Genomic DNA, 16863 nt, shown 5'->3' with positions numbered 1-16863 from the left:
TTGCGTGGCGGACGTCAACTTCACACTCGTCCAGCTGCGTTACTTCGTGACCGCGGCCGAGCTCGGCAGTATGACCGCGGCCAGCAGGGAGCTGATGGTGGCGCAGTCGGCGATCTCGGCCGCCATCGCCCAGGTGGAGCGCGAACTCGGCGTCCAACTGCTGATCCGCCACCATGCCAGGGGGCTGTCGCTCACCCGCTCGGGGGAGCGGTTCCTCGTGGAGGCCCGTGAATTCCTGGCGCACGCCGCCGCGCTGGCCCAGTCGGCGCGTGGGCTCGCCGGCTCGCTGACCGGGGAGCTGTCCGTCGGCTGCCTGACCGCGCTCGCGCCGTTCTACCTGTCCCGGTTGCTGCGCGAGTTCGCCGGCCGGTTCCCGGGTGTCCGGGTCACCGTGATCGAGGGGGAGGTCTCCGCCATAGAGGCCGCTCTGCTCGACGGCCGGTGCGAGGCCGCCCTGGTCTACGCGACCGATCTCGCCCTCGATCTCGACCTCCGGCTGCTCACCCAGGCCAGGCCGCACGCGCTGCTGCCGCCGGGGCACCGGCTCGCCGATGCGGACGCGGTGTCCCTGGCCGACCTGGCGGGGGAGCCGATGATCCTGCTGGACCTGCCCCGCAGCCGCGACTACTTCCGCACGCTCTACGCCAGCGAACCCCGGGTGCGGTTCCGTACGTCGAGCTTCGAGACGGCCCGGTCGCTGGTGGCCGGCGGGCACGGCTACTCGATTCTCACCCAGCAGGCCGCGACCGACCAGACCTATGACGGCGGCCGGGTGGTCAGCGTGCCGATCAGCGACGAGGTGCCGCCGCTCGACGTCGTGCTGGCCTCGGTGCGCGGCGTACGGCCCACGGCCCGCGCAGCGGCCTTCGCCGAGACGTGTGCCGCGTTCTTCTCCGCGATGCCCGAGTGATGACAATTGCACGTGCAAGCGCGCTTGCATCCGCAAGGGGCAGGGCAAGATACACGAGGAAGGGTAACTCGCATGAGGTGACGGGTGACGACCTGAGGGAACGGCGATGACCGCAGATCTGGCAGGGCCGGGAGCAGCGACGGCGCCTTCATGGCTGACCACGATGTTCGAGCAGGACGACTTCCCGGATCTGCCCGTTCCGCCGTCGGTCGTGTGCGCGTTGCCCGCAGGAAGCGTTTCCCCCGCCGTCGCCCGGGAGTTCACCGCCGAGACGCTGTGCGCGTGGGGCTTCCCGCGGCTCGTCCCCGACGCGCAGGTCGTCGTGTCCGAGCTGGTGACGAACGCGCTCCGGCACGCACCACGATGTCAGGACTCTCAGCGCCGCGATCCCGGAGGCCCGCCCATCCTGCTGTGGTTGGTGAACCACGTAGACGTGACGGGCCGCTTTCATATCGGCTGTGGCGTCGGCGACGCCAGTGAGCGGGTTCCGGCGCTGAGCCGGGAGTGCGATCTGTCGACCGAGACCGGTCGTGGTCTCCACCTGGTCGACGCGCTGAGCATCGCATGGGGCTGGATCCTCACCGGCGACGGCAAGATCGTGTGGGCGCTGTTCGACGGCCACGCGGGCTGAGCTCACCGGAATTCGGGCGGCGCCGCGCAGCGAAGATCCGGCCGGGGCCTCGGTGTCGTCGATGTCGAGACCCCGGCCGGATCGAGGGGCGGCGTGCGTCGCTCGCCTCTAGGCCGGGTCGGCGTCGCCCGTGAGCTGCTCGGCCGCCTCCTCGGGCGACTGCTCGAGGTCCTGGTCGGCCTGGGCCTGGGCCTGCGCCGAGGCCTTGTCCAGCCGCACCCAGCTCACCACGCTCTCCACGGCGAACAGGACGAACAGGTAGGCCGTGAGGACGGCGGCGACGGCGGTCAACAGGCCGGCAGCCGCGCCCACCCCCAGGATCAGCAGCCGGCCCTCCCAGCCGAGCCCGGCGCGGAACAGCCACGCGGGCGGCCAGATGCCCTGCCTGGTGCGGTAGACCGTGTCGTACGTGTGGTAGCCGACCACGTAGAGCAGCACGAACAGCAGCCACTTGGGGGTGCCCTCGGCCAGCCCGAGCAGGATGATCGTCAGGAACTCCGCGCCCCGCAGCAGCGGCGGGGTGAGCCAGTCCAGCCGGCCGAGGTGGTCGCTCGGCGCGCTCGGCAGGACCAGGAGCACCAGGATCAGTACGGGCGCCAGCAGGATCGGCCCCTCGTCGAGCACGCCGCCGACGGCCAGAGCCACGACGGCGAGCAGCGCCACGATCGTGAACGGCACAGGCGGCAGACCCCGGCCCAGCGCCCCCTTCAGCATGGTGGCGATGGGACCGTCGTCACGATAGGCCAGCAGCCGCTCGGTCTGGATGCGGCGGCGTTCCTCGTCCGGGTCGGGAATCGTGGTGGTCTGCGGCTGGGTGATCATGCGAGAGACCTCAGGATGCGTCCGGTGAGGGTGTAGATGGTCGCGACGCCGCCCCAGATCACGAGCGTGAGGAACGTGACGCGGGGGTCGAAGAAGGCCGCGGTGATCGCGATGGCGGCGAAACGCTCGCCGATGGGGAACACGATCATCTTGCGCGCCCAGTGCACGGGACGGAACTTCCCGGCCCTGGTCCAGAGCTTGAGCAGGTTGCGGATGCCCGAGTTGCGGCGCGCCTTGCGCTCCTCCAGCGCCTCGCGCAGCGGGCGGTCCTCGGGGACGGCCAGATCGAGCGTCGGCAGCGGGACGGGCGCCCTGCGCCGGTTGGCCGCGCCGAACGAGAAGTCGAGCAGGTGCTTGACCGACTGGAGCGCCAGCGCCGCCAGGGCGAGCGTCCAGATGTCCTCCCCGTCCCCGAACTGACCGGACACGGTCGCTCCGACGGCGAGGCCGACGAAGACGGCGTACTCCTTGAACCGGTCGAACGTGGCGTCCAGCCAGGCTCCCAGCACGCCGAACTTCCGCGCGTATCGGGCGACCTGCCCGTCGACGCAGTCGAAGACGAACGCGAAGTAGATGAGCACGGCGCCGGCGATCGCACCCCATCGGGTGCCGGTCGAGAACGCGCCGGCCGACAGCAGGCCGAGGAAGATCGAGATGAGGGTGACCTGATTGGGGGTCAGCCCCCGGCGGGCGGCCCAGCGCGCGATGAACCTCGAATAGGTGCTGACGAAGAACGTGGTGAAGAAGCCGTCGGCACCCTTGACGGCGTGGTTCAGCCGGGCCCGGTCCTCGTCGAACCCGGCCATCTCCGCCAGGGCCTCGTCCGCCTCCTGCTGACTGTGGATCCGGCGGTAGAACAGGTCCCTGCGGCCTCGGATGCCGACCGACACGCCCCGCCGTACGAGGCCCAGCACGAGCAGCTCGGCGACGTCGTCCTCGGGGCCGAACAGGTGGGCCATGTCCGCCAGCTCGCGTGCGGCCTCGGCGAGCACGGCCGCGTGCCGCTGGTGGAGGCGGAGCGGCCCGAGCAGCGCCATGTTCGGGCGGGTGACGGCGTGGTAGGCGGTGCCGACCGAGATGATCCGGCCGCGGCCGGCCCGGGTGCGCTGGGGGAGGCCCTCGATCACCTTCTGGCCGATCTCGGGCACCGCCTCCTCGATGGGCGGCTCCACCGGCGCGTCCGGGTGCCGTTCCTCCCGGACGACCAGCGCGAGGGCGTGCCGCTTGGCCTTGTTGATCTGGTAGATCAGCTCGTCGTGCACCAGCGACCGCGCGGGCAGGATCAGCAGGTTGTCGGTCGAGTCCTCGACCGCGTCGGCGAGCGCCCGAAGGTCCCCGGCTACGTCCGGGCTCTCCACGACCCGCCTCGAATGGCGTCGGAAGGCGGGGGCGTCGGCGGGCCGGGCGATGGTGATCGGCTCGGGATCGAGCGAGGCGAGCTGCTCGAGCAGTCTGCCGTACACCGAGGGGGCTCCGGGAAGCGACGCCAACGTGATGTCCGCAGGCGACACGGGGCGGCCGCCTGGCGATGGAGAACCGATCTGGCCGGGCGGCGCGCCCAGCAGGACCACGCGGGTCATGGCAACCTTTCAAGCGACAGGGGGATCAGGCCACGGTCGCGGCCCGTGGATCTTCTAGACCTACCTGCGTCGCTACGGCGAAGACCCATCGGGACACTCCCTGGGCGTGCCCCGGAATCGCCGCCGTGGCGCGATCCACGGGACACTCCCTGGCTTGACCGGCGCGGAGAAATCCGCCGGAGGCCAAAGCTTAGTGACCTTTCGGTTGAACCAGTGCATCCCAGGCACACCGTACGACCGACAAATGCCCGAGTGGACCAATCATTACCAAATTTTCATCATACTGAGCCCGGCTGTCGCCGCTCCCGGGCTGCCGATCGGGACGGCCATAGGATGGGACGATGAGCCTCTACCGGGACGAGGGCGTCGTGCTGCGCACCCAGAAGCTGGGCGAGGCCGACCGCATCATCACGATCCTCACCAGGCGCACCGGCAAGGTCAGGGGCGTGGCCAAGGGCGTACGCAAGACCAGGTCGCGGTTCGGCGCGCGGCTGGAGCCGTTCTCCCACGTCGACCTGCAGATGCACGCCGGCCGGTCGCTCGATGTGATCACTCAGGCCGAGACCCTGCGTCCGTACGGCGAGGCGCTCGTGATCGACTATCCCCGCTACACCGCCGGCACGGCGATGCTGGAGACGGCCGATCGGCTGGTCATGGGCGAGAAGGAACCGGCCCTGCGTCAGTTCCTGCTGCTGCTGGGCGGGCTGCGCACGCTCGCGGAGGGCGGGCACGAGCCCAGGCTGGTGCTGGACGCGTTCTTCCTGCGCTCGCTGGCCGTGGCGGGCTACGCCCCCGCGCTGTCGGTGTGCGCCAGATGCGGGGCGGAGGCCGTACGAGCCTTCGCGATCGCCGCGGGCGGCGTGGTCTGCGGCTCGTGCCGCCCGGCCGGAGCCGCGGTGCCTGCCGCCGAGACGATCGCGTTGATGATCGCGCTGCTGCGCGGCGACTGGCCCGCCGCCGACTCCTCCGAGTCCCGGCACCGGACCGAGTGCAGCGGTCTCGTCGCCGCCTACCTGCAGTGGCACCTGGAGCAGGGCATCCGGTCGCTGCGCCACGTCGAGAGGGAGTGGCGCGGGCGCGAGCTGCCGGAGCGCGATCAGGCGTTACGCCCGGAGGAGACCGTCGCGAACCACGGCGACGCGCGGGCCGGCCGGCGCGGTCCCGCACGGGATCCGCACACCTTCCCCGTCTGAGGACCCTCGCGGACGCAATACTCTCGGAACATGGTCCGTCCTCCGTCTCCGCATCCCTCCGGCGCGATCCCGCCCGCAATCCCGCGTGGCCTCGTCCCACGGCACGTCGCGATCGTCATGGACGGCAACGGCCGCTGGGCGAAGGCCCGGGGGCTGCCGAGGACAGAGGGCCACAAGATGGGCGAGGCCTCGCTGTTCGACGTCATCGAGGGCGCGATCGAGCTCGGCGTCCCCTACCTGTCGGCGTACGCGTTCTCGACCGAGAACTGGAGGCGCTCGCCCGACGAGGTCCGCTTCCTGATGGGGTTCAACCGGGACGTGATCCGCCGCCGCCGTGATCAGCTCAACGAGATGGGGGTCCGGGTCCGCTGGGCCGGACGCCCCGGGCGGCTCTGGAAGAGCGTCATCAAGGAGCTCGAGGACGCCGAGCGGATGACGACCGGCAATTCGACGTTGACGCTGCAGTTCTGCGTCAACTACGGGGGCCGCGCGGAGATCGTCGACGCGGCCGTGAAGCTCGCGCGGGACATCGCGGCCGGCCGGGTCAATCCGGCGAAGGTGTCGGAGAAGGCCTTCGCCCGCTATCTCGACGAGCCCGACATTCCCGACGTCGATCTCTTCGTCCGGTCGTCCGGCGAGCAGCGCACGTCGAACTTCCTGCTCTGGCAGTCCGCCTATGCCGAGATGGTCTTCCTCAACCGGCTCTGGCCGGACTTCGACCGCCGGGACCTCTGGCAGGCCTGCGAGATCTACGCCAAGCGCGACCGGCGGTACGGCGGTGCCGTACCGAACGAGGTCCGCCCGGCCGTGGAGCCCCTGCTCGGCGGGACCGTATGAGACCCGGCGGCGGCGTGACGCCTGCCTAGCCCGGGGGCACCGGCGGCACCGGGGTCACCCCAGTGCCTGGCGCTTCTTCCCCTGACCGGACTCCGGGCGCCGCCGGGCCCGATAGGCGGCGACGTGCATGCGGTTCCCGCAGGTGCGGCTGTCGCAGTAGACCCGCGAACGGTTCCTCGACTCGTCCACGAACACGTTGTCGCAGTCGGGCGCGCGGCATTTGCGCAGCCGTTCCCACTCGTTCTCGGCCAGCACGTGCGCGAGGGCGACGCCGCACTCGGCCGCGAGATGCTCGGCGAGCGAAGCGCCGGGGGCGAAGTAGTGGACGTGCAGCGAAAAACCGTCGTGTTCCGTGAGCCTGGGCGTGATTCTCGTACGGCCCAGCAGCTTGTTGAGCCGGGTCACGACGGAGACCCGGTCGGAAGACGTGAAGATGTCGTGGAAGTCGGTGCGGAGCGTTCGCACCTCGGTCAGATCGCGGACGGTCACCGCACCGACGCCGCTGATCCTGCGGCTGCGTACGAACGTACGGAGATCGTCGATGTCGGTCAACCCGTCATGGTCGCCGGTCGCGGTGTTGATCAACTCCACCACGGTGGCCAGCGAGTACACCATGTCATGACCGAATGGCATGGCAGGCACTCCTCCTTAGCGGCGCGCTGGCAGCGTACCCCGCGGGAGTCCTCGGGCGTGGCGAGATCGAGGACATCGGGGACCGGAACATTCGCCTGGTCACGGAGGGTCACTGCGGGGCGGCCTCCGTCCGGCAGGAGTCGGTGCAGGAGGCGCAGGTGCCGAAGACCTCCACGGTGTGGGTGATCTCGGTGAAGCCGTGCTCGACGCCCATGAGCTCGGCCCAGTGCTCGACGTCCGGATTGGCCACCTCGACGGTGAGCCCGCAGCGGCGGCAGACGAGGTGGTGATGATGAGACTCGGTCTCGCAGGCCCGGTAGACGGACTCGCCTTCATCCGTGCGCAGCACGTCCACGCGGCCCGCGTCCTGCAGTGACTGCAGTGCCCGGTACACGGTGGTCAGGCCGATTTTCGCACCGTCCGCCCGCATTTCGGCGAACACGTCCTGCGCACTGCGGAAGCCCGGGCTCTGACGCAGGATCTCGTGTACGGCCTCACGGCTCTTGGGACTCCTGGTCATGATGACTCCTGTGTACGGCTTCGCCCTAAAATCTACCGAATCAGGGGGGAGACCAGGACTCGGACCAGGCCGATCAGGTGAAACCGATCAGATCAGGCCGAAGCGGGTGGCGGCGAGCAGGACGAGGAAAGTGACGAGCGCGACCCGCAGCAGGCGTCCGCCGGCGCGCAGCGACGGCCACGACAGGTATGCCAGCCAGACGACGAAGGCGAGCACGGGCAGCACGGCCAGCGCCCCCCGCCAGTCCGGCACGACGAGGCCGACGAGCAGCAGCACGACCATGACGACCGGCAGCACCCAGCGCGGCAGCTGGAACAGGAACACCAGTGGCGCCGCGCTCTTCACCTCGAACGCCCGCCTGACGCCGGTCGCGCCGGGGGTGAAGAACGACTCACCGGCGGGCAGCGGCCGTCGCGTCGGCCGCTGCGCCTCCGGCTGCTCCGGCCTGCGCGCCAGCGGGTGGGCCGGGAGCGAGCGGTTCTCGGCCGGGGGCCGGCGTTTCGGATCGGTTTCGCTTCCCACAAGCCGAGCCTAATGCCCCTCCCGCCGATTCTTCGCCCCGCATGTTCTGCCAGGCCGCCGGCCGTGCGGCCGTACGGTCGCGGGCGGCCGCGGGATCGGCGCGGCGTGCATGGCATGCTTGGACCCGTGATCGCGTTGATCCGTTACTCGGTTCCCGTCTCCCGCACGGAGGAGTTCACCACCGGCGCGCACGCCGTACTGGAGGTGCTGGCGGCGCAGCCCGGATACGTGCGCGGGCAGTTGGGGCGGTCGGTCGACGAGCCCGCCCTGTGGGCGTTGGTCAGCGAGTGGGAGGGCGCGGGGTTCTACCGGCGGGCGCTGTCGGCGGCCAGGATGGACATGTACCCGCTGATGACCCTGATGATCAATGAGCCCAGCGCGTTCGAGGGGGTTTACCGCCTGCCGGAGACTCCGTCCGGCGACGTCTGAGCGAACGGGCACGGAAGTCCCCTAAGCTTGTCCACAGATTCGGGCGGGTGCCCGGCCGTACGGCTGCCTTCGGAAGCGCCTCTCGCCGACCTGACCCCTGGCCCCGATCTGGTTCGATCTCAACGCCGACACCCAGCCGGATGGAGTTCCACTGATGGCACGTCGCACCGACGTCTTGGACACGATCGTCAGCCTCGCCAAGCGCCGCGGGCTCGTCTACCCGTCGAGTGAGATCTACGGAGGACTGCGCGCGTCCTGGGACTACGGTCCGCTCGGTGTCGAGCTCAAGAACAACGTCAAGCGCGAGTGGTGGAAGGCCGTCGTGCAGGGCCGCGACGACGTCGTCGGCCTCGACTCCTGCGTCATCCTCGCCCGCGAGGTGTGGCAGGCCAGTGGCCACGTCGACACGTTCACCGACCCGCTGACCGAGTGCCAGTCGTGCCACAAGCGCTTCCGCGCCGACCACCTCCTGGAGGCGTACGCCGAGAAGCACGGCGCTGAGCCGGCCGGCGGCCTCGCCGACATCACCTGCCCCAACTGCGGCAACAAGGGCACCTTCACCGCGCCGCGGCAGTTCAGCGGGCTGCTGAAGACCTCTCTCGGCCCGGTCGAGGACGAGTCCGGTCTGGCCTATCTGCGGCCGGAGACCGCCCAGGGCATCTTCATCAACTACCTCAACGTGCAGCAGTCCGCGCGCCGGAAGGTCCCGTTCGGCATCGGCCAGGTCGGCAAGTCCTTCCGCAACGAGATCACCCCGGGCAACTTCATCTTCCGCACCCGCGAGTTCGAGCAGATGGAGCTGGAGTTCTTCGTCAAGCCGGGCACCGACGAGGAGTGGCACCAGTACTGGATCGACGAGCGGCTGCGCTGGTACGTCGACCTCGGCATCAACAAGGACAACCTCCGGCTCTACGAGCACCCGAAGGAGAAACTGTCCCACTACGCGAAGCGCACCGTGGACATCGAGTACCGGTTCAACTTCGCCGGCGGCGAGTGGGGCGAGCTGGAGGGCATCGCCAACCGCACCGACTTCGACCTGACCTCGCACAGCAAGGCGTCGGGCACCGATCTGTCGTTCTTCGAGCAGGAGTCCGGTGAGCGCTATGTGCCGTACGTCATCGAGCCCTCGGCCGGCGCCGACCGGGCGACGCTGACCTTCCTCGTCGACGCCTACACGGTCGACCAGGCGCCCAACGCCAAGGGCGTGATGGAGGAGCGGACCGTGATGCGGCTCGACCACCGCCTGGCCCCGGTCAAGGTGGCCGTGCTGCCGCTGTCGCGCAACGCCGACCTCTCGCCCAAGGCCCGTGACCTGGCCGCGCAGCTGCGCCGCAGGTGGAACGTCGACTTCGACGACGCGGGGGCGATCGGCCGCCGCTATCGCAGGCAGGACGAGATCGGCACCCCGTTCGCGATCACGGTCGACTTCGGCACGCTGGAGGATCACGCCGTGACCATCCGCGAGCGTGACAGCATGGCCCAGGAGCGGGTCGCCCTCGACCAGGTCGAGGACTACCTCCGCCGGCACCTCAACGACTGAGCGAACCGGATCATCATCCCCCCTCAGCGGGCGTCGCCCGACCGACCTGGGTGGTGATCTTGCGAATTCTCGCAGGGGAGTGCGCTGAGCTGCGCACTCCCCTGTCGTGATCTTGCAGATAATCGCAGGCAACACCGTTGACCAGGACGTATGTGCTTCGTGATCTTGCAGTTGTCGCTGCAAGATCACGAAGCGTGTAACCGCAGGTGAATCGGATGGTCTGCGAGTTTCTGCAAGATCACGACGGGGGGCCGTGCTGGTCGGAGGCCATCCCTGCGAGCAATTGCAAGATCACGCCGGGGGGTTGGGGGGCTACTTGGGGCAGCGGAGGCCGTCGGTGGGGACCTTGCCGTCGAGCAGGTAGGCGTTGACGGCCGAGTCGATGCACTTGCTCTGGCCGTACGCGCCGTGGCCCTCGCCGTCGAGGGTGAGCAGTACGGCGGTGCGTAGCTGCCTGGCGAGCCGCGGCGCCCATTGGTACGGCGTGGCCGGGTCGTTGGTCACGCCGACCACGACGATGGGGTTCGATCCGGAGGCGTCGATGTGCTTGGCGGCGTCGTCCCCGCGCACCGGCCAGACGCTGCAACTGCCGGCGCTGACGATGGTGGGGGCGAAGATGGGCGACCGCTTCTCCATCCGCCGGGCCAGCGCCTCGGCCTGGGCCACGGTCGGCCGGTCGGTGGAGTCCACGCAGAGGACGGCGGGCAGGGAGAACTGCAGGGTGGCGTAGGAACCGTCCGGCCTGCGCCCGCCGTACTGATCGGCCAGGGTGAGCAGCCCGGTGGCGTCGCCCTTCTTCGCCGCGTCGCTGAGCGCCTCGGTGAGGAGCGGCCAGGTGAGCTTGCTGTAGAGCGCCTGGATGATCGCGGTCCTCGTGACGTCCTCGGTGATTTCGCGGTCGCCGACCTTCAGCGGCTTGCGCTCCACCGAGCGCAGCAGCTTCAGCACGGTGTCGTTCGCCGCCTTGGCGTCGGCTCCGAGCGGGCAGCTCGTCGTGGTCTTCGCGCAGTCGGCCAGATAGTCCTCGTACGCCTTCTGGAAGCCCAGCGCCTGGGTCTTGGCCATCTCCAACATGCCGACCTTCGGGTCCACGGCCGCGTCGAGCACCATGCGGCCCACCTTCTTCGGAAAGAGGGTGGCGTAGACGGAGCCGAGGTGGGTGCCGTACGAGAAGCCGAAGTAGTTGAGCCGCGGGTCGCCGAGGGCCGTGCGCAGGGACTCGAGGTCGCGGGCCGCGTTCACGGTGCCGACGTACGGAAGGATCTTCTTGGCGTTGCGCTCGCATCCCCTGGCGAATTCGGTGACGAGCCGCTGCTCCTCCGCCGCGGTGTCGCCCGGCTCGTTGGCGAGGTACCGGTCCATCTGGGGGCCGTCCAGGCACTTGATGCCGCTGCTGCGGTCGACGCCTCGTGGATCGAAGCTGACGAGATCGTAGCGGCGGTTCAGCGCGCTGAACGCGTGGGCCGCGTTGAGCAGCGTGCTGACGCCGGAGCCTCCGGGGCCGCCGAAGTTGAAGACGAGTGAACCGAGCCGCTGGGCGGGGTCCTTGGCCTTCATCCGGATGAGGGCGATGTCGAGCTTCTCGCCCTGCGGTTTGTCGTAATCGAGCGGCACCGGCATCGTGGCGCACTCGAATCCGGCGGGGGACGCGGCCTCCTCGCAGTTCGACCACTGGAGCCGGTCGGTGCCGGTCGGCTGCCCGGCGGGAGCGGCCTTCTGGCCGGCGCAGGCCGTCGCGGCCAGTGCCAGCGCGCCGAATCCCGCCACCGCGGCCAGTACGGCACGCCCGCCGCCTCGCGAAACGATCACTCCCGACACGATCACCCCTATGTAATCGAATGTAATCAGAGGGTCACCAACTTATACCGTACGGCGACTCGAGTGGTGGGGAAGGCGCACCGGGATCTCTCGGGTGAACGTCGTGGAGATCCCCTATCTCTCCACTGATCTATCGGTCAGAAATTGGTCTACACCTTTTGGTCTATACCATTCACGCGAGAATTGGTTCATACCAATGTGACCAGTGAGAAAATTTGCCGATCTTTTCGCGATCGCGGATTGGATTAGACCTCATCGCGGTCTACTACCTGCGGATATGTCTAATCCATACGGGTGTGATGTTTGATGCGCCTTTTGATAGGTAGAGTCCCCGTGCGGGGTGGATCCGCAGGTTTTAATTTGAAGTCGCGAAGGAGCTCAAGTGCCCAAGTACGTTTACGACTTCACCGAGGGCAACAAGGATCTCAAGGACTTGCTCGGCGGTAAGGGTGCGAACCTGGCGGAAATGACAAACCTCGGTCTCCCAGTGCCTCCGGGTTTCACGATCACGACTGATGCCTGCCGCCACTACCTGGGCAACGGGGGCATGCCGGACGGGCTCGGCGAGGAGATCTCGGCGCACCTCGCGGATCTGGAGGCCCGGATGGGCAAGCGGCTCGGCGACCCCGGCGATCCGCTGCTCGTCAGTGTCCGCTCCGGAGCGAAGTTCTCCATGCCGGGCATGATGGAGACCGTGCTCAACATCGGGCTGAACGACAGCTCGGTTCTCGCGCTGGCCAAGCAGTCGGGCAATGAGCGTTTCGCCTGGGACTCTTACCGCAGGCTCATTCAGATGTTCGGTAAGACCGTGCTGGGCATCGACGGAGAGTTGTTCGAGACCGCGCTCGACGAGATGAAAGGCGGCCGGAAGGACACCGACCTCGGCGCCGCCGACCTGCAGCGGCTCGTCGAAACCTACAAGGACGTCGTGAGGGCAGAGACCGGCCGCGACTTCCCCTGCGACCCGCGTGAGCAGATGGACCTCGCGATCAGGGCGGTCTTCGACTCCTGGAACGCACCGCGCGCCATCCTCTACCGCCGCCAGGAGCGCATCCCCGCCGACCTGGGCACGGCCGTCAACGTGTGCGCCATGGTGTTCGGCAACCTCGGCATGGACTCGGGCACCGGCGTCGCGTTCACCCGCGACCCCGGGTCGGGGCAGCAGGGCGTGTACGGCGACTACCTGCAGAACGCCCAGGGCGAGGACGTCGTCGCCGGCATCCGCAACACCGTGCCGCTCCAGGATCTCGAGGGGATCGATCCGGAGGCGTACCGCGAGCTCCTCGACATCATGGCCCGGCTGGAGGGCCACTACCGCGACCTGTGCGACATCGAGTTCACGATCGAGCGCGGCAAGCTGTGGATGCTGCAGACCCGGGTCGGCAAGCGTACGGCCGCCGCGGCGTTCTGCATCGCCACCCAGCTCGTGGACGAGGGCCTGATCGACATGGACGAGGCCGTCACCCGGGTGACCGGGGGGCAGCTGGCGCAGCTCATGTTCCCCAGGTTCGCCGACATCACCGACAACCGGCGCCTGACCACGGGCATGAACGCCTCGCCGGGGGCGGCCGTGGGCAAGGCCGTGTTCACCTCGGAGAAGGCGGTCGAGCTGGCCGGGCGGGGCGAGCCCGTCATCCTCGTGCGCAGGGAGACCAATCCCGACGACCTGGCCGGCATGATCGCGGCACGCGGCGTGCTCACCTCGCGGGGCGGGAAGACCTCGCACGCCGCCGTGGTCGCCCGGGGCATGGGCAAGACCTGCGTCTGCGGCGCCGAGGAGCTGGAGGTCGACGTACGCGCCCGGCGCTTCACCGCGCCCGGCGGGGTGACCGTCGAGGAGGGAGAGGTGATCTCCATCGACGGCTCCACCGGAGCGGTCTACCTCGGCGAGGTCCCCGTCGTCGCCTCCCCGGTCGTCGAGTACTTCGAGGGCAGGCCGGCCGAGGACGAGCTGGTCGGGGCGGTGGACCGCATCATGACCCACGCCGACTCGGTGCGGCGTCTGGCCGTGCGCGCCAACGCGGACAACCCCGAGGACGCCGCACGCGCCCGCCGGTTCGGCGCCCAGGGCATCGGGCTGTGCCGTACGGAGCACATGTTCCTCGGCGACCGGCGGCGGCTGGTCGAGGACCTGATCCTGGCCGCGACGCCGGAGGAGTGCGGGGCCGCCCTGGCCGCGCTGGAGCCGCTGCAGACGGCCGACTTCACGGGCCTGTTCGAGGCGATGGCCGGCCTGCCGGTCACGATCAGGCTGATCGACCCGCCGCTGCACGAGTTCCTGCCCGACCTCACCGACCTGTCGGTCAAGGTCGCCCTGGCCGGGGACGGGGCGACCGAGCGGGACCGCAGGCTCCTGGAGGCCGTCAAGCGGCTGCACGAGCAGAACCCGATGCTCGGTCTGCGCGGCGTACGGCTCGGCCTGGTCATCCCCGGCCTGTTCGAGATGCAGGTGCGGGCGATCGCCGCGGCGGCGAAGGAGAGCGCCGACGCGCGGGCGGAGATCATGATCCCGCTGGTCGGCGCCGTACAGGAGCTGGAGATCGTACGCGAGGCGGCCGAGCGGGTCCTCGCCGAGGCGGGCGTGTCCGCGCTCATCGGCACCATGATCGAGGTGCCGCGCGCCGCGCTGACCGCGGGTCAGGTGGCCGAGGCGGCCGAGTTCTTCTCCTTCGGCACCAATGACCTCACCCAGATGACCTGGGGCTTCTCCCGGGACGACGTCGAGAGCGGATTTTTCAGCAAATATCTAGATCTTGGGGTGTTCGGCGTTTCGCCGTTCGAGTCGATCGACCGGGACGGCGTCGGCCGGCTCATGCGGATCGCGGCGGAGGAGGGCAGGCGGACCCGTCCCGGCCTCAAGCTCGGCATCTGCGGAGAGCACGGCGGAGACCCCGAGTCGGTGCGCTTCTGCCACGAGATCGGGCTCGACTACGTGTCGTGCTCGCCGTTCCGGATCCCGGTCGCCCGGCTGGAGGCGGCTCGCGCCGCCCTGACCGCAGAGGGCTCCGACAGCCGCTGACTCCGCAGGCCGCTGACTCCGGGGGCCGCGGAATCGGTGGCCCAGACCCCGGAAACGCGCGTGAAACGAGAGTTCCGGGGGTCTGGGACGAAGCGTCGTGACTCATTGTCGTGGCGAACGGGTACGCTCCTTTCTCCCGCCGCGGGGTGCCGTGAGGAAGGGAGGACGCATGGCCCGTTACGACGAGCATGATCAGGCACGATGGGTGCCGGAGCCGCAGAGCGGCGCCGAGCGCAGCGCCTTCGAGCGGGACCGGGCCCGTGTGCTGCACAGCGCTTCGTTGCGCAGGCTCGCCGCCAAGACGCAGGTGGTCACCCCGGCCGACTACTCGGGTCTGTACAGCCCGCGCACCCGGCTGACCCACTCGCTCGAATGCGCCCAGATCGGCCGGGAGATGGGCAAGGTCCTCGGCCGTGACCCCGATCTGGTGGAGACGGCCTGCCTCGCCCACGACCTGGGACACCCCCCGTTCGGTCACAACGGCGAGGCCGCACTGAACGAGATGGCCGCGCCGTGCGGCGGATTCCAGGGCAACGCCCAGAACCTCCGCCTGCTCACCCGGCTGGAGGCGAAGGTCATCACCGAGGACGGCCGCGGCGCCGGGCTCAACCTGACCCGGGCGACGCTCGACGCGGTCTGCAAATATCCCTGGGCCGGTCCCGGCTGTCCGGACCCGGAGGTGCCGCGCGCCGCCGAGGGCATGCCGTACTGCGTCTATCCGGACGACGTCGCGGTCTTCCGGTGGGTCAGAGAGGGGGCTCCGAGCCGCACGCCGAGCTTCGAGGCGCAGATCATGGACTGGGCCGACGACGTGGCCTACTCGGTGCACGACCTCGAGGACGCGCTGACGTCCGGCCACGTCACGGCCGAGGCGCTGCGCGACCCCGAGGAGCGGCTGGCCGTCTGCGACCTCACCCGCGAGTGGTACGCCCCCGACGCCGACCGGGGCGAGCTGGCCGAGGTCTTCGGGCGGCTGGTCGCCGGGCCGCTGTGGCCGGGCCGGTTCGACGCCGGGCTCGTCGATCTCGCCGCGCTCAAGCGCCTCACCAGCTCGCTCATCGGCCGGTTCTGCCGGGCGGCGCAGGACGCGACCAGGGAGGCGTACGGCTGCCACGCCGTGCCGGAGACCCCGCCGGGCCGGCACGGGGCCGATCTCGTCGTGCCGAGGACCACGCGGCTGGAGTGCGCCCTGCTCAAGGGGGTGACCGCCTACTACGTCATCACCCGTGCCGACCACCACGCGATGCGGGCCCGGCAGCGCGAGCTGATCGCCGAGCTGGGGTACCTGATCATGAGGGGGGCGCCCGCCACGCTGGCGCCGACGCTGCGCCCCGAGTTCGAGCGCGCGCCGGACGACGCGGCGCGACTGCGCGTGGTCGTCGACCAGATCGCCTCGCTGACCGACGCCTCGGCGGTGGCCTGGCATCGCCGACTGTCGCTGACCGGGGCCGGGGCCGGGGTCAGTCCGGTGTGACGATCACGACCTCGGGGTCCTTGCGCTTCCTGGGCGGCCTGCGCTCCTCCTGCTTCTCCGTCTCCTCCACCTTCTGCACCGGGACCGCCTTGGAAGCGCACAGCTGGGTGCAGGCCGGGAGCTCGCCGACGCGCTTACGCAGCTTCAGCATCTCGGCGCGAGGGGACAGCGTGCGGTTGCCGTCGTCCCAGGCGTCCAGGTAGCGCCACGGCTTGACCATGCCGCGGCGGATCCACCAGTACTGCGGCGGCGTCGGCCACGACATCGCGAAGTAGAGGTTGGTGGCCATGTCGCGGGCGTTGCCCGAGTTGCCGACCGTGCCCAGCCGCTGGCCCGCCTTGACGCGTGTGCCCGGGGCGAGGCCCGCCTCGACGGTGTCGAGGTGGCCGCCGAGGTAGAGCACGCCGTCGTCGCCGGTCACGCTGACGAACCTGCCCTCCCGATCCCTGCCGTGGTCGGTGGCCGGCGACCACCGGTTGACCGTGTCGACCTCGCGGATCACGCCGTCGACCGGCGAGACGAACGCGCATCCCCGGGCGGCCCAGATCGTGGTCTTCGGCAGCACCAGCAGCTTGCGCGAGTACGTCACCTCGCATCCCTTCACCGGGAACACGTAGGTGAACCGGGACAGCTTGGGCGGTGGGATCCGTACCGGACCCTCCATCTGGGGCGGGGTGTTCGCCGCCGCGGTGGCGACGGCGGTGTCCGCAGCGGGGGAAGCCGGCGGCAGCGTGCTCACCCCGGCCACTCCGGAGGGCGCGCCGCAGGCGGCGGCCAGGCACGCGGTGCCCGCGAGGACGGCCAGTGCCGCGGTTCTCCCCGATCGCATGGTATCCACCAGGTCGACGTTACCGAACCTTTCCTTTGTACCGGGAAATCCGCATTCGTCACGACCGGTTCCGGGAAGTTCTCTCCTTCTCGTTATCGGACACCCC

General features: G+C 69.7%; 14 protein-coding genes and 1 pseudogene. 8 read left to right on the top strand and 7 right to left on the bottom strand.

Annotated features, from left to right (window positions below):
* Positions 1–4: 4 nt before the first annotated feature.
* Together ACQP1K_RS20165 and ACQP1K_RS20160 are read left to right on the top strand one after the other, a co-directional pair.
* Positions 5–910 carry a LysR substrate-binding domain-containing protein gene (locus ACQP1K_RS20165; protein ID WP_433497262.1) on the top strand — a complete coding sequence of 302 codons (906 nt, stop codon included), beginning with the start codon at positions 5–7 and terminating at the stop codon, positions 908–910.
* A gap of 106 nt (positions 911–1016) precedes the next feature.
* On the top strand, positions 1017–1541 hold the full coding sequence (locus ACQP1K_RS20160) for an ATP-binding protein (protein WP_433497261.1): 525 nt from the start codon (positions 1017–1019) through the stop codon (positions 1539–1541).
* A 108-nt stretch (positions 1542–1649) separates the two neighbouring features.
* On the opposite strand, the gene ACQP1K_RS20155 is transcribed toward ACQP1K_RS20160, so the two are convergent.
* The gene (locus ACQP1K_RS20155) at positions 1650–2363 is read right to left on the bottom strand and encodes a DUF5941 domain-containing protein (RefSeq protein WP_433497260.1); all 714 of its coding nucleotides are present in this window, start codon (positions 2361–2363) and stop codon (positions 1650–1652) included.
* Positions 2360–3943, bottom strand: a complete 1584-nt coding sequence (locus ACQP1K_RS20150; protein WP_433497259.1) for a CDP-alcohol phosphatidyltransferase family protein — start codon at positions 3941–3943, stop codon at positions 2360–2362. The genes ACQP1K_RS20155 and ACQP1K_RS20150 overlap by 4 nt, the downstream gene beginning before the upstream one ends.
* A 341-nt stretch (positions 3944–4284) precedes the next feature.
* Between ACQP1K_RS20150 and recO the strand changes: the two are divergent.
* A pseudogene (gene recO, locus ACQP1K_RS20145) lies at positions 4285–5007 on the top strand (DNA repair protein RecO); the annotation flags it as partial.
* A 159-nt stretch (positions 5008–5166) separates the two neighbouring features.
* On the top strand, positions 5167–5973 hold the full coding sequence (locus ACQP1K_RS20140) for an isoprenyl transferase (RefSeq protein WP_433497258.1): 807 nt from the start codon (positions 5167–5169) through the stop codon (positions 5971–5973).
* A gap of 54 nt (positions 5974–6027) precedes the next feature.
* Here ACQP1K_RS20140 and ACQP1K_RS20135 read toward each other — a convergent pair whose 3' ends face one another.
* The 3 genes from ACQP1K_RS20135 to ACQP1K_RS20125 form a co-directional block, all read right to left on the bottom strand.
* Complete coding sequence (locus ACQP1K_RS20135; protein WP_433497257.1) at positions 6028–6606, bottom strand: CGNR zinc finger domain-containing protein; 579 nt, start codon at positions 6604–6606, stop codon at positions 6028–6030.
* 109 nt (positions 6607–6715) lie between these two features.
* On the bottom strand, positions 6716–7126 hold the full coding sequence (locus ACQP1K_RS20130; protein WP_433497256.1) for a Fur family transcriptional regulator: 411 nt from the start codon (positions 7124–7126) through the stop codon (positions 6716–6718).
* A gap of 87 nt (positions 7127–7213) precedes the next feature.
* Positions 7214–7648 carry a DUF6703 family protein gene (locus ACQP1K_RS20125; protein ID WP_433497255.1) on the bottom strand — a complete coding sequence of 145 codons (435 nt, stop codon included), beginning with the start codon at positions 7646–7648 and terminating at the stop codon, positions 7214–7216.
* A 126-nt stretch (positions 7649–7774) separates the two neighbouring features.
* Here ACQP1K_RS20125 and ACQP1K_RS20120 point away from each other — a divergent pair, with 126 nt between their 5' ends.
* Positions 7775–8077, top strand: a complete 303-nt coding sequence (locus ACQP1K_RS20120) for an antibiotic biosynthesis monooxygenase family protein (protein ID WP_433497254.1) — start codon at positions 7775–7777, stop codon at positions 8075–8077.
* Positions 8078–8231: 154 nt separating this feature from the next.
* The gene (locus tag ACQP1K_RS20115; protein ID WP_433497253.1) at positions 8232–9617 is read left to right on the top strand and encodes a glycine--tRNA ligase; all 1386 of its coding nucleotides are present in this window, start codon (positions 8232–8234) and stop codon (positions 9615–9617) included.
* A gap of 312 nt (positions 9618–9929) precedes the next feature.
* On the opposite strand, the gene ACQP1K_RS20110 is transcribed toward ACQP1K_RS20115, so the two are convergent.
* Entirely contained in the window at positions 9930–11426 is a 1497-nt protein-coding gene (locus ACQP1K_RS20110) for an alpha/beta hydrolase (protein WP_433497252.1), read from the bottom strand.
* Between the two features lie 391 nt (positions 11427–11817).
* On the opposite strand from ACQP1K_RS20110, the gene ppdK reads away from it, so the two are divergent.
* Positions 11818–14454, top strand: coding sequence for a pyruvate, phosphate dikinase (gene ppdK, locus ACQP1K_RS20105; RefSeq protein WP_433497251.1), 2637 nt, complete (start codon positions 11818–11820; stop codon positions 14452–14454).
* Between the two features lie 169 nt (positions 14455–14623).
* Positions 14624–15928 carry a deoxyguanosinetriphosphate triphosphohydrolase gene (locus tag ACQP1K_RS20100; protein WP_433497250.1) on the top strand — a complete coding sequence of 435 codons (1305 nt, stop codon included), beginning with the start codon at positions 14624–14626 and terminating at the stop codon, positions 15926–15928.
* On the opposite strand, the gene ACQP1K_RS20095 is transcribed toward ACQP1K_RS20100, so the two are convergent.
* The gene (locus tag ACQP1K_RS20095) at positions 15915–16757 is read right to left on the bottom strand and encodes a M23 family metallopeptidase (protein WP_433501596.1); all 843 of its coding nucleotides are present in this window, start codon (positions 16755–16757) and stop codon (positions 15915–15917) included. The two genes, ACQP1K_RS20100 and ACQP1K_RS20095, sit on opposite strands and share 14 nt — an antisense overlap.
* Positions 16758–16863: the final 106 nt, after the last annotated feature.

It is taken from the genome of Sphaerimonospora sp. CA-214678 (genome assembly GCF_050942215.1).
Classification (GTDB): Bacteria; Actinomycetota; Actinomycetes; order Streptosporangiales; family Streptosporangiaceae; genus Sphaerimonospora.
This window is presented reverse-complemented; position numbering and strand designations above follow the sequence as displayed.